Annotated in this window: 13 protein-coding genes; 2 read left to right on the top strand and 11 right to left on the bottom strand. The window is 63.9% G+C overall.

Going from position 1 to position 14,367, the window contains the following annotated elements; translation table 11 throughout:
- Positions 1 to 6 precede the first annotated feature (6 nt).
- Genes polA through BUA54_RS14425 form a run of 3 tightly spaced genes read right to left on the bottom strand, consistent with a single transcriptional unit; the run spans position 7 to position 3,660 of the window.
- On the bottom strand, positions 7 to 2,817 hold the full coding sequence (polA, locus tag BUA54_RS14435) for a DNA polymerase I (RefSeq protein ID WP_072857962.1): 2,811 nt from the start codon (positions 2,815 to 2,817) through the stop codon (positions 7 to 9).
- A 43-nt stretch (positions 2,818 to 2,860) separates the two neighbouring features.
- Positions 2,861 to 3,454, bottom strand: a complete 594-nt coding sequence (locus BUA54_RS14430) for a TIGR02117 family protein (RefSeq protein ID WP_178352758.1) — start codon at positions 3,452 to 3,454, stop codon at positions 2,861 to 2,863.
- 23 nt (positions 3,455 to 3,477) lie between these two features.
- The gene (locus BUA54_RS14425; RefSeq protein ID WP_072857961.1) at positions 3,478 to 3,660 is read right to left on the bottom strand and encodes a zinc-finger domain-containing protein; all 183 of its coding nucleotides are present in this window, start codon (positions 3,658 to 3,660) and stop codon (positions 3,478 to 3,480) included.
- Positions 3,661 to 3,746: 86 nt separating this feature from the next.
- Here BUA54_RS14425 and BUA54_RS14420 point away from each other — a divergent pair, with 86 nt between their 5' ends.
- Positions 3,747 to 4,679 (top strand): ABC transporter ATP-binding protein, encoded by a 933-nt coding sequence (locus BUA54_RS14420; RefSeq protein ID WP_072857960.1) that lies wholly within the window; start codon positions 3,747 to 3,749, stop codon positions 4,677 to 4,679.
- Between the two features lie 63 nt (positions 4,680 to 4,742).
- Here the strand turns inward: BUA54_RS14420 and BUA54_RS14415 are convergent, their stop codons facing one another.
- The gene (locus tag BUA54_RS14415) at positions 4,743 to 5,114 is read right to left on the bottom strand and encodes an HIT domain-containing protein (protein WP_072857959.1); all 372 of its coding nucleotides are present in this window, start codon (positions 5,112 to 5,114) and stop codon (positions 4,743 to 4,745) included.
- A gap of 11 nt (positions 5,115 to 5,125) precedes the next feature.
- Entirely contained in the window at positions 5,126 to 6,703 is a 1,578-nt protein-coding gene (locus BUA54_RS14410; RefSeq protein ID WP_072857958.1) for a DUF5928 domain-containing protein, read from the bottom strand.
- Positions 6,704 to 6,854: 151 nt separating this feature from the next.
- Here BUA54_RS14410 and BUA54_RS14405 point away from each other — a divergent pair, with 151 nt between their 5' ends.
- Complete coding sequence (locus BUA54_RS14405) at positions 6,855 to 7,673, top strand: sulfotransferase family protein (RefSeq protein WP_072857957.1); 819 nt, start codon at positions 6,855 to 6,857, stop codon at positions 7,671 to 7,673.
- A 60-nt stretch (positions 7,674 to 7,733) separates the two neighbouring features.
- Here the strand turns inward: BUA54_RS14405 and tal are convergent, their stop codons facing one another.
- The 6 genes from tal to BUA54_RS14375 form a co-directional block, all read right to left on the bottom strand.
- A complete protein-coding gene (tal, locus tag BUA54_RS14400; RefSeq protein WP_072857956.1) occupies positions 7,734 to 8,675 on the bottom strand; it encodes a transaldolase in 942 nt (313 codons plus the stop codon).
- 101 nt (positions 8,676 to 8,776) lie between these two features.
- A complete protein-coding gene (locus tag BUA54_RS14395; protein ID WP_245810689.1) occupies positions 8,777 to 9,952 on the bottom strand; it encodes a DUF3095 domain-containing protein in 1,176 nt (391 codons plus the stop codon).
- Positions 9,953 to 10,017: 65 nt separating this feature from the next.
- Positions 10,018 to 10,653 carry an ATP-binding cassette domain-containing protein gene (locus tag BUA54_RS14390; protein WP_072857955.1) on the bottom strand — a complete coding sequence of 212 codons (636 nt, stop codon included), beginning with the start codon at positions 10,651 to 10,653 and terminating at the stop codon, positions 10,018 to 10,020.
- Positions 10,646 to 12,337: an ABC transporter permease gene (locus BUA54_RS14385; RefSeq protein ID WP_072857954.1), complete on the bottom strand. Its 1,692-nt coding sequence runs from the start codon at positions 12,335 to 12,337 to the stop codon at positions 10,646 to 10,648. Before BUA54_RS14385 ends, BUA54_RS14390 begins: the two co-directional genes overlap by 8 nt.
- Before the next feature lie 91 nt (positions 12,338 to 12,428).
- Positions 12,429 to 13,625, bottom strand: a complete 1,197-nt coding sequence (locus BUA54_RS14380) for an ABC transporter substrate-binding protein (RefSeq protein WP_072857953.1) — start codon at positions 13,623 to 13,625, stop codon at positions 12,429 to 12,431.
- 10 nt (positions 13,626 to 13,635) lie between these two features.
- Positions 13,636 to 14,238: a CDP-alcohol phosphatidyltransferase family protein gene (locus tag BUA54_RS14375; protein ID WP_072857952.1), complete on the bottom strand. Its 603-nt coding sequence runs from the start codon at positions 14,236 to 14,238 to the stop codon at positions 13,636 to 13,638.
- Positions 14,239 to 14,367 lie beyond the last annotated feature (129 nt).

Genomic DNA, 14,367 nt, shown 5'->3' with positions numbered 1-14,367 from the left:
TGGCGTTCAGTGGGCAGCGGCCCAGTTCGGCCCCTGCCCCGCATCGACGGCCAGTTTGACGTCGAGCCGGACCGCAGGATCAGAGGCGTTCTCCATAATATCGCGCGCCGTATCGATCAGCTTGTTCTGCGCGCCGTCCTCAACCTCGAACAGCAGTTCGTCGTGAACCTGAAGCAGCATCTTCGCCGGCTGCCCCTTGATCGCCTCCGGCATGCGGATCATCGCGCGGCGGATAACATCGGCAGCGGTCCCTTGGATCGGCGCATTGATCGCCGCGCGGCGGGCGAATCCGGCTTGCGGGCCCTTCGCGTTGATCTCGGGCGTGTTGATCTTGCGCCCGAACAACGTCTGGACGTACCCGTGATCCTTTGCAAAACGGATGGTGTCGTCCATATATGCGCGGATGCCGGGAAAGCGTTCGAAATAGCGATCGATGAAGCCCTGAGCCTGATCGCGCGGAATACGCAGATTTCGGGCCAGGCCGAAGCCGGAAATCCCGTAGATCACGCCAAAGTTGATTGCCTTGGCCTGCCGGCGAATGTCCGGTGTCATCTCCTCCAGCGGCACGTTGAACATCTCTGATGCTGTCAGGGCGTGGATGTCGACACCTTCGCGGAAGGCCTGTTTAAGCTCCGCAATCCCGGCGACGTGGGCGAGGATGCGCAGTTCGATCTGGGAGTAGTCGAGACTGACCAGCACCTTGCCCTCTTCGGCAATGAAGGCCTCGCGGATACGCCGCCCTTCCTCTGACCGGACCGGGATGTTCTGCAGATTCGGATCGGTCGACGCGAGACGCCCAGTATTCGCCCCGGCGATGGAATAGGAGGTATGGACGCGCCCTGTCTCCGGGTTGATGTGCTTTTGCAGCGCGTCGGTATAGGTGCTTTTCAGCTTGTCCAGTTGCCGCCAGTCGAGGATCAGGCGCGGCATGTCATGGATCGTTGCCAGATCCTCGAGGATATCCGCCCCTGTGGAATAGGCCCCGCTTTTCCCGGTTGCCGGCTTCTTGCCGTCCGGCATCGTCAGGTTCATCTCGTCGAACATCAACTCGCCCAGTTGCTTGGGTGAATTGATCGCGAACTTTCGTCCTGACAGGGCATATATCTCGTCCTCCAGCCCCGCCATCTTCTGGCTGAAGGCGTTGGACATGCGGCTTAGCGTATCGCGGTCGACCTTGACGCCCGCCATTTCCATTTGCGCAAGCACCGGCACCAACGGACGTTCCAGAGTCTCGTAGACAGTGGTGACGCCCTTGACGTGAAGTTGCGGCTTCAACACTTCCCACAAGCGGAGGGTAATATCCGCATCTTCGGCCGCGTAGCGCACGGCATCGTCGATCGGCACCCGATCAAATGTGATGGCGGATTTGCCAGATCCCAACAGTGGCTTGATCGGAATCGGTGTGTGACCGAGGTAGCGTTCGGACAACGTGTCCATGCCGTGATTGTGCAATCCTGCGTGCATCGCGTAGGACAACAGCATGGTGTCGTCTATCGGCGCGACGTTGATGTCCAGCAGGGCCAGAACCTTCGCGTCGTATTTCATGTTCTGACCGATCTTGAGGATGCTTTCATCCTCCAGCACCGGTTTCAAAGCGGTCAGACAAGCGGCCATGTCCATCTGCCCTTCGGCCCGGGCGTCAGAGCCGAACAGGTCGTCCTGCGACGCCGCCTTGTGTCCCAGCGGAATGTAGCAGGCCTCCCCTGCCTCCACGCACAACGATATTCCGACCAATTCGGCCCGCATCTCGTCAAGGGACGTGGTCTCGGTGTCGATGGCGACGTGGCCCCGTTCCACGATCCGATCGATCCAGACCTGCAGCGCCTCCATCGTGCGAACGCATGCGTAGGCATCGGTATCGAAAGGCTTGTCCGCGACCTGCGCCACCTCGGCCACGGGTGCGGCCTCGATCACCGGCGCAGCTGTACCGAGTCTGTCCGCGATCCGCTTGGTGACCGTGCGGAATTCCATCTCGGCCAGAAAACCCAGCAGGGTCTCCGGGTCCGGATCGCGGATTTCCAGATCGTCGAGGCCGAAAGGCAATGTCATATCGCAGTCAAGCTGCACGAGCCGCTTCGACAGTTCGATCTGTGCTCGATGTTCGATCAGCGTTTGTCGCCGCTTCGGCTGTTTAATCTCCTCCGCCCGGTCCAGCAGGCTCTCCAGATCGCCGAACTCGTTGATCAACAAGGCGGCGGTCTTGATTCCGATGCCGGGCGCGCCGGGGACGTTGTCGACGCTGTCGCCTGCCAAGGCCTGCACATCCACCACCCGCTCCGGCCCGACGCCGAACTTCTCGATCACGCCGTCGCGGTCGATGCGCTTGTTCTTCATCGGGTCCAGCATCTCGACCCCGTCACCGACCAGCTGCATCAGGTCCTTGTCCGAGCTCAGGATCGTGACGCGGCCACCAGCTTCGCGGGCCATGTGGGACAGGGTGGCGATGATGTCGTCGGCCTCGAACCCCTCCAGTTCCTCGCAGGCGATGTTGAAGGCGCGGGTGGCGTCGCGCGTCAGCGGGATCTGCGGGCGCAGATCCTCCGGCATCGCCTCCCGGTTGGCCTTGTACTGGTCGTACATCTCGTTGCGAAAGGTCTGCGACCCCTTGTCGAAAATCACCGCCACATGGGTCGCCGCATCGGGACCGGCGTTCGTTTCCACATACCGCTGCAGCATGTTCACGAAGCCGCTGACCGCCCCGACCGGCAAACCGTCGGACGCGCGCGTCAGCGGGGGCAGCGCGTGATAAGCGCGAAAGATGAAGGCCGATCCGTCGATCAGGTGCAGGTGGCAGCCCTTGCCGAATTGCGTCGTCATGTGCTCGTCTCCCGGTGCGGCGTTTCGTCGTTCTGCCATGAAGTCATGGAAGCGTCCATGTGAATGGCGTCCAGATGCCGACCCGTGCCCCCGCCTGCCGCAGCATGTCGCCGACCCAGACATTGCAGGTCCGCCAGAGGGTGAAGCGGCCTGTCGCGGGATAGAACGCGTCCCAAGGGGTGAAGCCCGGACCCGGAAGCGGCACCGGCCGGCTGACGGAAGCGCGGATGCCGGTGACGAGCCGTGTGAACTGCGCCGCCGTCAGCGACACACGTGACAGGCGCGACGTGTCCCAACCGGCGCCGCCCGTCTCGATCCGCATGACTGCGCTGTCGCCCATGATCGCACGCAGCGCGGGCCGCAGCCGCAAGTCCCCGGCAGTCCGGGTCCGTTGGTAGAAATCATGCGCGCCCCACCCGACCACGATCCAGGTTGTCGCAGGGTCGGTAATGGGCTGGCCTGCATCCGCAAGAAAGGCAAAGGCGCGGCGGACCTCAGGCGTGACCGGCAGGACGATATCCGTGTGGATCGGACTCGGCAGCAGCAGGACGACCGCATCGGCGCTGTCCGCCACCTGACCTGTCCGGATCAGGCCGCCCAGCGTGCCGGCCGCCAGATACAGCAGCACGGCCAGCAAGGCGACAATGGCTCCGCGCCGGATCAGTCCGGCTTGCTTTCGAAATCCCGGTGCACGTATTTCGCATCGCAATAACCGCATTCGACCCAGCCCAGGTCGTGCGGAATGGCCAGCCAGACGCGCGGGTGGCCAAGCCCCGGACCGCTGCCGTCGCAGGCGACCTTCCACGTGTCGACGATCTTGGTTTCCGGTGCGGGACGTGTCATGCGCTGGCCTGTCAGTTGTCGCGGGCCACGCCCGCCTTAGATCGACCCCGACACTACCCCAGCCCCGTCAGGGGGGAAAGACACCAATGACCGACAATGCCATCGAAATCACGGGCCTGAAGAAGACCTACGCCGCGACCGGCCGTTCCCCGGCGAAGGAGGCTTTGAAAGGCATCGACCTGTCGATCCCGCGTGGTTCGATCTTCGGGCTGCTAGGGCCGAACGGGGCCGGCAAGTCGACGCTGATCAACGTGCTGGCCGGGCTCGTCGTGAAATCCGCCGGCAAGGTCAGGATCTGGGGTTTCGATCAGGACGTGAACCCGCGGCAAAGCCGGGCTGCCATCGGGATCATGCCGCAGGAACCCAACCTCGACCCCTTCTTCACCCCGCGCGGTTCGCTCGACGTGCAGGCCGGACTCTACGGCGTGCCCAAGGCGCAGCGCCGCACAGAGGAGATCCTCGACCTCATCGGCCTCGCCGACAAGGCCGATGCCTACGCCCGGTCCCTGTCCGGCGGCATGCGCCGCCGCCTGTTGCTGGGCAAGGCGCTCGTGCACAGCCCGCAGATTCTCGTGCTGGACGAGCCCACCGCCGGCGTCGACATCGAGTTGCGCAACCTGCTGTGGCAGAACGTGCGCAAGCTCAACGACGCAGGCATGACGATCATCCTGACGACGCACTACCTCGAAGAGGCCGAGGCGATGTGCGACGAGATCGCCATCATCAACCACGGCGAGATGATCGTGCGCGATACCACGGCAAACCTGCTTGGTACCTTGGACCAGAAGACGCTGGTCATCACGCCGGACGCCAATCACCCGAACCTGCCACCCCTGCCCGGCGGCATTACCGGCCAGCGCCGCGACAACGGCACGCTCGCCTTCACCTACCAGTCCAGCAAGACCCCTGCGGGAGAGATCATTCAGGCCGTCCGCGATGCCGGCATCACGATCCGCGACGTGACGAGCGAACAGCCGGACCTGGAGGACGTGTTTCTCTCACTCACCTCCGGACGCTGACGCCGCAGGGGACGGCGGGCGGGGCGCCTTCGCGGCCGTGGCCGCAAACAGCGTCGCTCGGCGTCACTCCGGCAGCATCCGGCCCAGCCGCGTCCCGCCCAAGATGTGCAGATGGAAATGCGGCACATCCTGCACACCGTGGGCACGGGCATTGGCGATCGCCCTGAAACCCTCCTCGACCCCGGACAGCCGGCAGACCTCGGCCACCGCCTGAAAGAACCCGACCTGCTCCTCAGGCGTGGCCTCGGACGCGAAGTGATCGAGGCTGACATAAGGCCCCTTCGGGATCACCAGCACGTGGACCGGCGCCTGCGGCGCAATATCGGCGAAGGCCAGCGCATGGTCGTTCTCGAACACCGTCTTGTTCGGAATCTCGCCACGCAGGATTCTGGCAAAGATGTTCTGGTCGTCATAGGCAAATGTCGTGTCGGTCATCGGGGCAATCCTCAGTCAACGAAAAGGTAGGGTGTCTCGGCCAGCGCGCGGGCGGTGTCGTCCGGCACCTGCAGGAACGTGGCAAGCGCCGGCGCGTTCTCTGCCGGCGTTGCATTTTCGCGCAGCCGCAGGTGATTGGGGAACTCCGCCTCCCTGATCCGGTCCGATTCGAACAGGATGTCGGCGCGCAGGGCCGGAAGCAGCTGGCCCAGACCCTCCGGCGACGTTTCCTCGCCCGCCAACCCGACCCGCCGCGCGTGACCGATCAGATAGGCGTCGGTCATGTTGCATTCGATCTCCAGCAGGCGCGTGGTCGACCGGTCCGAACAGAAATCCTGCAAGAGGTCGATGTTCGCGGTGTCGAGGCAGATGATCAGCCGGTCACTCCCATAATAGTCGAAAAGCATCCGCATCAGAGCGCGCCGATGCCGCGTCCGCTTGCCGAGCGTTGCCTGAATGCCGCCGAGGTCGGGCATCTCCGTGCTGTCCTCGTTGAACAGGTATTCGATGGCCGGGATGTTGGTATGATGCTTGATCGATCCCAGCAGCCGCTTCGCGACGTGCCATTTCTTGCAGGCCACGATCAGCAATTCGCGCTCACGCCCCAGCGTGCTTTCCGCTTCCCAGAACCGGGGGGCGAAGCGTCGCCCGATCCGGCCGCGCCCGGTCAGGAAGGTAAAGAGGTTGCGACCCTCGTTGGATATCTTGAAGTCGCGCCGGTCCGAGGCATAGAGCTCTCCCAGTCGCGCCTTGAGATCCTTAGCTTCGGCGCTGATCTTGCGCGCGAACAGCGCATCCTGCCCAAGCAAAAGGTCGTAATGGTCGTTGTAGAAAGTCACCGGCATCCCGTAATCGGTGAACATCAGGAACGTCAAAGTCCGCGTCTCGATCTCTCGGCTCGGGATCAGGTGCCGTACGAGCGTCTGGAAGAAGGTCTCGTCCGGAATCCATGTCGTGCGAAAGAACCGCATCACGTCGTGGCGTGCGCGGGTGAAATCAAGGATTGCCTCGATCGTGCGCCGTCGCAGGCACCACCACTGGCTTCCGATCATGACCTGCAGGTCCGAGGGCACCTCGCGCGTCAGGCCGAACCGCCGCTGCGTCCAGAAGCTCCAGTAAAAGCGCCGCTTCTGCGTACGTTCGTTGAACCAGTGGCGATAGATCAGCCGCTCCGCCTTGAACCCTGTCCTGATCCAGTCACTCTCGAAGAAGTCGAAGCTTTCGATATAGTCGCAGTCGCGGCGGTCAAGGAAATCATGGGCGTAACTGGCCGACTTGATCGCAAGGCAGTCGCCGGACACCATGTAGAAATGCGTCGCCCGCGGAAACGCCTCCACCGCCGCCTCGACGGCATAAAGCGTCGCCTGCACGAGGCTCCACTCTCCCCAGCCGCAACGGATACGGCGGGTCGCAAAGGTGACATTCGGATTGTCGGCCAAGGCGGACCGGATCAGGTCGTAGGCCTCTTGCGGGGCACGCGCGTCGAAGTGAATCGCGATGCAGTCACCCACGGCCGTCAGTTGCCGCGCCTGCTGGATGACAGCCTCGGGGTCCTTGTGGCACAAGAGAATAAAAGCGATTTTTGCCATGAAAAGGCCGCGTTGGTCCCTTTTAGCTGCCGGTCATGACGTCATAGCGTGAAGGCCACCCGAACTTACAGGGTTTCTTTGCAAAAGACGGTCAACTAAGACGTGCTGTGAACGGGCCCCGGCAGAGGCCCGGGAGAGAGGGGACATGAGCATGGGTTTTCCAGGCACCTGGATGACGGAAAGCGAGAGCATGGTGTACCGCGTGGTGCCGAAATGCGCCTGCTCGACCATCGGCCAGATCATGTTCTATTCGGACCACGGGACCTTCTACGACGGCGACATCCACGACGCCGATGCGGGCATGCACAAATGGGCGATGGACGACAGCCAGCCGCTGATCACCGCCAACGTCACGGCCCGCAAAAGCTATGCCTTCACTTGTGTCCGCAATCCCTATACCCGGATCCTGTCGTCGTTCTTCGACAAGATTTGCGGCATCCAGCGCAACGGCCGTCGCTATCGCGGCAACCTCGTCCCCCTACTGATTCAGAAATACGGAATCGCGGTGGGCGATCCCGACACCGGCTTCGAGTTCGACCAGATCAAGTCGTTCCGGCGCTTCCTGCTGTTCGCCCGGGACACGATCCGCTGGCGGCGCCCGATGGAACCGGACATCCACTGGTCCGCCATGGCGGGACATATTTCGACCTTCATCGTCAACGGTGGCCGCTACGACAAGATCTTCTGGACCGAGGATTTCAACGACGGAATGCAGGACGTGCTGTCGGCGGTGGACACCCCGCACAAGATCGACCTGAACGAAATTCCTCGCTTCAACGAAAGCGAAGGCCATGGCCCGAAGCGCCTGCACAAGGTGTCCGACTATTTCGACGACCTGTCCATGCACCTGATGTTCGAGATCTACAAGAAGGACTTCCAGCTGTTCCGCTACGATTTCGACAATCCGGACAACAAGATGCCGATCGGCGAGATCGATCTGGCGGAAGTTCACGCGAAGCTGGGCGAATGATGCAGATCGATGACCGATGCCATGGCCGGGCCGATCGCGAACGACCGGCCCGGTTCTGAATTACATGCGGTCGCTGATGACCTTCAGAAGCTTGCGATAATCCGCATCGAAATTGCGGATGCCTTCCGCCAGCTTCTCGGTCGCCATGGCGTCGGCGTTCAATTCCCACCGGAATTTACCCTCGTCCATCTCGACCTTTTCCACGCCACTGGCACTGTCAGGGCTCAGCGCGCGCGGCAGTTCGGCTTCCTCTTGCCCCAAAACTTCCAGTAGCTTGGGCGAGATCGTCAAGTTGTCACAGCCTGCCAGCGCCTTGATCTGGTCGACATTGCGGAACGACGCACCCATGACGATGGTGTCGATGCCATTGGACTTGTAGTAATCATAGATCTGCCGCACGGACCTTACACCCGGATCCTCATCGGGCGCATAGCCCTCGACACCTTCGGATTTCTTGTACCAGTCCGTGATCCGGCCAACGAAGGGCGAGATCAGGAATGCACCCGCATCGGCACAGGCCACGGCCTGTGCCATCGAGAACAGCAAGGTGAGGTTGCAGTCGATACCCTCGTCCTGCAGCACCTCTGCCGCGCGGATGCCTTCCCAGGTCGAGGCGAGCTTGATCAACACGCGGTCCTTGCCGACGCCGCGTTCGGCGTAATCGGCGATGATCGCGCGGCCCCGCGCGATCGAGGCGTCGGTGTCGAAGGACAGGCGCGCGTCCGCCTCGGTCGAGACACGGCCGGGCACCACCTTGGTCAGTTCGGCGCCCAGGGCCACGGTCAGCTTGTCGGCCAGGTCCTCCGCGCTCAGCCCGGATTTGCGCCCTGCTTCCATCTCGTGGACAAGCATGTCTTCAGACGCGGGGTCCGTCATGGCGGCAAGCACGAGGGACGGGTTCGTCGTGCAGTCCACGGGGGCATAGCGCTTGACCGCGGCAATATCGCCCGTGTCGGCCACGACGCTCGTCATCTCGCGCAGTTGATCGAGAACGCTTTTCATGTCGAATCTCCTATAGGGTCTGCACCGCGCCAAGGGCGCGGGTGTTGCCGGCACCTTGCGTGATACGGCCGGCATCGTAAAGCGGGTTCGCCGGTCGCCGATCAGCCCTGCGCTTTCATCGCGGCGGCCGCGGCGGTGTATCCGCCGTCGGCGCCGTCGACGAAATGGACGTGATCGTCGCGCAGGATCGACGGCACGATACAGGTCATGATCGCACTGTCCTGTCGGTGCAGTCCATAGCGCAGGATGCCGCGACTATGGTAGTCTGACAGCAGCGCCTCGATCCGCACCAGCGTTTCGGTGTCGCAGTCGAGCGTCATCTTCAACCCGTCGTCCCATTTGCGAAAATCGGAATTTGCCGCGACGATCCGGTTGTGATGACGGGCATCGAAACCGCCGACTTTCCACCCCGTGCGCGTCAGCACCAAGGCCAGGAAGCTCTGAAACAGGATGCCGATCCGCTGTCGCCTCAGACTGCCGCTGCCGCGCTGCGCCCGGGCCTCCAGCGCCAAGCCTTCCGGTGGCCACTGCATCGCCGGGCCGTCGCGCGGGACCGGATGGCCGCCTCGGTCAAGCGCCTGCGCCAGCGACACGACCTCTGCCGCGACCTGCGCGAATTGCCGAGGTGAGGCGCCGGGCACCGGAACGACGACCAATGACAGGATCATGTCGTTGCGCGCGGTCTGCGGCGCCCATCGGCACGACAGCCCGCTCAGATCGGGCCGGACTCCGGGCGGGGCCGGGGCAAGTCCATAGGCGCCGTCCTTCAGCGCCCTTTCGGCCCAGGACGCACCGCCGCCATGGAACATTGCATAATCCACGCCGTCGGATACGCGGTAGCGCGCGACTGCGATCCGCAGCCCTGCGTCAAGGATGTCACGCACTGGCACCAACGCTGCCCGCAGGACAATGCCATATTCATCAAGGGCCCATCGCTGCACGGCGCGCAGCGAAGCCTCCGCCGCCTGCGCCTGCGCCGGCCAGATGGCAAAGGTCGCGCCGTCGCCGCCGAAGACAAACGGGAAAGCGGCACCTCTCGCGGCATTCAACTGGGCCGAGATGACCGCCGCACCCACCATGTTCACAGCCTTGTAGCGGCCTTTCGCAATCTCGGCGGTTGACCCTTCGATATCGGATACGCCGATCAACCAGTCGTCCGGCAGGGCGCTGAAATTGGCCGTATCGCTCAGGCTTTCGAATGCGTCGATGAGTGGCAGGGCGGTATAGAAGCTGGCGTTGTCGATCGGTCTGCTCCTTCGCGTGGCTTCACCAGACAATCATGGCACGGAATTTATCGACCGCACGCAATTTTGCGTGTAGGTGCCCCCGCCATCGCCGGGGATTACATCCCCAGATTGACGATATCGCCGCCGGCCGCTGCGGCATCCTCGGCGTCATGGGTAACCATCAGGACCGGCAGGGCGCGGTCACGCGCGCGGGCAAAGACGAGTGCGCGGACCTGCGCCCGCAGCGCCGTGTCAAGGCGACTGAACGCCTCGTCCAGCAGCAGCGCGCAGGGATCGGCCAGCAACATGCGCATGAGCGCCACACGCGCTTTCTGCCCGCCGGACAGGGTACCGGGGTCGCGATTTTCGAACCCGGCAAGGTCCACGTCGACCAAAGCCTTGGCAATCCGGTCGCGACGCTCGGCGGGGCTGCCACCGGGACGCAGGCCAAAGGCAAGGTTTGCCCCGACGGATAGATGCGGGAACAGCAGATCGTCCTGAAACAGGATGCCGACCATGCGACGGTGCGGGGCCGTATGGGTCACATCCCGACCGTCAAGCAAAATGCGTCCGGTAAAGGTGAAGGCCGGTGGCAGGGTGCCGGTAACGACGGACAGCAAGGTCGACTTGCCGATGCCCGACGGCCCCATGACGGACACCACCTCTCCCGGCGCGATATGCCGATCGAACGCCACCAGCGGGGTGCCGTTCCGGAAAATGGCCACGCGGTCCAGGGTGAGGCCCTTATCCATGTTGCAATCCTTTGCGGTTGCGCCACGCCAGTGCCGGGACAAGAAGTGCCAGAGCAAAGGGCAGCAGAGCGGCTCCGGTCTGCATCAGGCCAAAGACTGCGATTGCCCGGCGGTCGCCGCCCGATGACAGGGCGACCGCCTCTGTCGTCAGGGTGGCAACGCGCCCGCCGCCGATCAGAAGCGTCGGCAGATACTGCCCGACGCTGACCGACAGACCAACAGCCACCGCCGTCAGGATCGGGCGAAGCAGCATCGGCAGGCGAACCCGCCACAGCACGCCATCGGGCGAAGCCCCCAGCGCCGCCGCCACAGTGCCGGTACGGGCATCCCAAGCGCGGAACGGATCAGCGAGCGACAGGAAGACATAAGGTAGCACAAAGACCAGATGCGCCAGCATCACCGGCCCCCTTCCCACATCGGCCCCGAAGTTGAGAAGCAGGCCCTGCAGGCCGGGCAGGAAGGCCGTCTGTGGCACCAGCAGCGGCAGGTAGAGCAGCCAGAGCCCGCGTTGCGTCAGGGTGCGCCGATGGCGATACTCCGCCTCGAGGCAACCGATCGTCAATACCAGCGCGGCCATCGTCACGATCCCGGCAATCAGCGCGGTTTCCGCCAGCGCCGCCAGCACGCCATGGCCGTGGCGTATCCACGACTTCAGCGAGAAAGCATCCGGCAGCGCATCGGGAAAGCCCCAGTAACCGGCAAAAGACCAGACCGCCAGCACCGCAAGGCCCAGCAACACGGACAGCGCGGCGACGGTACCGGCCGTCAGCGCCACCGCCCGCACCGGTCCATCGCAGGTACCGCGGTGGCCCGTCTCGATCCAGAGCCGGCCAACGCGGGCGACCAGCACTTCGCTCAATCGCCAAACCAGAAGGGCTCCGACCACCAGTGCGAGCTGCAGCAGCGCGGCCGAGGCGGCGAGCAGACGGGCGGTGAAATCCGGTTCTCCCATCCAGCGAACGATCTGGACCGACAGCGGCGGCGGGGTGTTGGGGCCAAGGATCAGGGCAACGTCGACGACGCTCATCCCGTAGGCCAGCACCACGTAGACGGGCAACCTGATCTGGGCGTAGACGCGCGGAAACACGGTTTTCAACCACCCGGTCGTGCGACCGTAGCCCAGCGCCGCCGCGATCTGGCGCGCGCGGGCGGCGTCGGTCTGGCCAAGCGCCGCAAGGGTCATCAGCAGAAGGAACGGCATTTCCTTCACCACTAGACCGCCGATCATCGTCAGACCCAAAGGATCCTGCACGATCAGCCAGTCGGGAGGATTGGTCCAACCGGTCAGCGCCGGAGACAGCGCCCGGGCAATCCAGCCCGACGGCGCGATCAGAAAGGCAAGGCCAAAGGCCGCTGCCGCATGCGGCACGCTTAGAAGCGGCGACAGCAGGCGTTCAAGCAGCCTGAATGCGCGCGTGCCGGACCACCCCGCCACCAGCAGCATGACCAGCGCAAGCGCGACAACCGTCGTACCTAGCCCGGTCGTCAGCGACAGCGTCACGCTGCGCGACAGTCCGGGCCACGCCAGCAGCGCGCGAAAGGCATCGAGGTTCGGCCCCCTCAGCCCTGCCGCCGGAAGGTGACCGAAGGCCGGCAGGATCGTCCCGTAGAGCCCGGCGACAACCGGGCCCAGCATGGCCACCAGCGTCAACGCCGGCACGACGGGCAGCAGGCGGTTTTTCATGCCTGACCGCAGGTCCGCTGAACCATGATCGGCCGCACCCTTGGTGTGCGATGGCTGCTGCCGGCCACGATAGACAGCGGCCGGGCCAAGATTACTGCGCCACGCCGTAGCGGCTGTTCCAGTCGTCCGCGATGCGTGTCATCCAGCTTGGGTGCGGTTCCGCCTGCACGGTGCCCAGTTCCTCGGGCGACAGCGTGGCGACACCAAGGTCCAGGGCGTCGAACAGAGCGCGTTGATCCGTGTCCAGCTTGTCCATCGCAAGGACCGTGCCGTAGCCAAGGATTTCCGGATCCTGCGCGCGGGCCTGCGCCTCGGGTGACAGCAAAGCGTTCGCCACGATCATCGCGCCTTCGGCATGGGCCGCGTTGTAGGGGATCGCCACGAAGGACGCGTTGCCGATCGTGCCTTTGTCCAACACGAAGGTCCGTACCGTCTCCGGCAATTCGTTGTTGGCGATTGCCGCCGTCGCGGCACCCGGGCTGAACGAGGTTGAAAGGTCGATCTCGCCATCCGCGATCAATGGGAACATTGCCGTGCCGGTCGCCGGGTAGGCGCGGCCCTCGCGCCACAGCGACGGCGTCAGCTTGTCGAGGTAATCCCAGAGCGATGCCGTCACTTGGGCGTAATTTTCGTCGGTTGCCGGCTGCTGCAGCACCGACGGATCGTCCAGCGTGTCGACCAGCACCTGCTTGAGGAACGTCGTCCCGAGGAAGTCCGGCGGCTGGGGATAGGTGAATCGGCCCGGATGCGCCGTCGACCAGTCCAGGATCGCCTGCATGGACCCCAGCGGCTCCATCTTTGCGCTGTCGTAGATGAAGACGACCTGCGCCATTGCCCAAGGGGACTCGTAGCCGTCGACCGGCACGGTAAAGTCGGTCTGCACGGTCTTTCCTTCGGTATCGACGTATCGCCAGTTCGGCAGTTGCTCGGCGAAGGGACCGAACAGCAGGTCTGCCTCCTTCATCGCGGCAAAGTTCGCGCCGTTGATCCAGATCAGGTCGATCGCGCCTCCGGTATCGGTCCCGGCCTGCTTTTCACTTAGGACGCGGGTGACGGCATCGGCGGTGTCCGTCAGCTTCACATGTTCCAGCGTGACGCCGTATTCGGTTTTCACCTTGTCGCCGACCCATGCGATGAAGTCGTTGGTCGTCGTCGACCCACCCCAGGCATTCCAGTATACTGTCTGCCCCTTGGCGGCGGCGGTCACCGCGTCCCAGTCGGCGGGGTCGGTCTGGGCCTGAGCGGCCAGTGGCAGGGCCAGGGCGGCCAGAAGGGCGAGGGATTTCATCGGAGTCCTTTCAGGTAAACAGCTTGGATGCACCATGGATACGCAGCGTCGCAGTCAGGAAACATAGTCCGCCGAAGACCCATGACAGCGGGGCAAAGGCCATTGGAAACAGGCACAACAGAATGAAGTAGACGATCGTTTCAGTCCCCTCCAGCAACCCGTTGGAATAATACAGCGACTTGACCCCCTGCGCCTGCGTTGACAGGCCGCGCTTTTCCGCCAGAACCGCGTAGCCGAGAAAACTGGTGCCGTTCACGTAGAACGACGCCAGCACGAAGGCGGCCGCAAGCCCGTTGTCGGCATCAAGGAATACGAAGGACAGGGGAATGACCGCGTAGAAGGCGAAATCGCAGGCGATATCGAGGTAACCGCCGAAATCCGTCCGGACGGTCGCGCGGGCGACCGCACCGTCCAGCCCGTCCGCCATCCGGCTCGCAAGCAGCGGGACCAGGGCAAGCGTCGGCGCGCCCAGCGCGACGCACACCGCCGCGATCAGTCCGAGGGCGAGGCCCAGCAAGGAGACACCATTGGCCGTCCAGCCCCGAGCCGCCATTGCGCGGCCAAGACGGTTCAGCGGCGGGTCGATCAGGCGACGGGCGTGACGGTCGAACATGACGGCAAGATCCTGCTTGTCGGCTTGTTCTGACGCGCCTGCCCTGCCCACGCAATCCGTCTGACGCGATCGTGACGCCCTGTCGCATTCCGGCCACCGGGGGTGGCCTTTCCTTCGGGTGCCTATCGC

Source organism: Loktanella atrilutea, from assembly GCF_900128995.1.
In the GTDB taxonomy this organism is placed as follows: Bacteria; Pseudomonadota; Alphaproteobacteria; order Rhodobacterales; family Rhodobacteraceae; genus Loktanella; species Loktanella atrilutea.
Note: the sequence above shows the minus strand (reverse complement) of the source record. Positions and strands in the feature narration are given on the sequence as shown.

What these genes read in the sequence shown, in the direction of transcription:
- BUA54_RS14390 (WP_072857955.1), bottom strand. Translation starts at nt 10,653, where the DNA reads ATGGATAAGGGCCTCACCCTGGACCGCGTGGCCATTTTCCGGAACGGC.
- BUA54_RS14375 (WP_072857952.1), bottom strand. Translation starts at nt 14,238, where the DNA reads ATGTTCGACCGTCACGCCCGTCGCCTGATCGACCCGCCGCTGAACCGT.
- BUA54_RS14420 (WP_072857960.1), top strand. Translation starts at nt 3,747, where the DNA reads ATGACCGACAATGCCATCGAAATCACGGGCCTGAAGAAGACCTACGCC.
- BUA54_RS14385 (WP_072857954.1), bottom strand. Translation starts at nt 12,337, where the DNA reads ATGAAAAACCGCCTGCTGCCCGTCGTGCCGGCGTTGACGCTGGTGGCC.
- BUA54_RS14405 (WP_072857957.1), top strand. Translation starts at nt 6,855, where the DNA reads ATGGGTTTTCCAGGCACCTGGATGACGGAAAGCGAGAGCATGGTGTAC.
- tal (WP_072857956.1), bottom strand. Translation starts at nt 8,675, where the DNA reads ATGAAAAGCGTTCTCGATCAACTGCGCGAGATGACGAGCGTCGTGGCC.
- BUA54_RS14410 (WP_072857958.1), bottom strand. Translation starts at nt 6,703, where the DNA reads ATGGCAAAAATCGCTTTTATTCTCTTGTGCCACAAGGACCCCGAGGCT.
- BUA54_RS14380 (WP_072857953.1), bottom strand. Translation starts at nt 13,625, where the DNA reads ATGAAATCCCTCGCCCTTCTGGCCGCCCTGGCCCTGCCACTGGCCGCT.
- polA (WP_072857962.1), bottom strand. Translation starts at nt 2,817, where the DNA reads ATGACGACGCAATTCGGCAAGGGCTGCCACCTGCACCTGATCGACGGA.
- BUA54_RS14425 (WP_072857961.1), bottom strand. Translation starts at nt 3,660, where the DNA reads ATGACACGTCCCGCACCGGAAACCAAGATCGTCGACACGTGGAAGGTC.
- BUA54_RS14415 (WP_072857959.1), bottom strand. Translation starts at nt 5,114, where the DNA reads ATGACCGACACGACATTTGCCTATGACGACCAGAACATCTTTGCCAGA.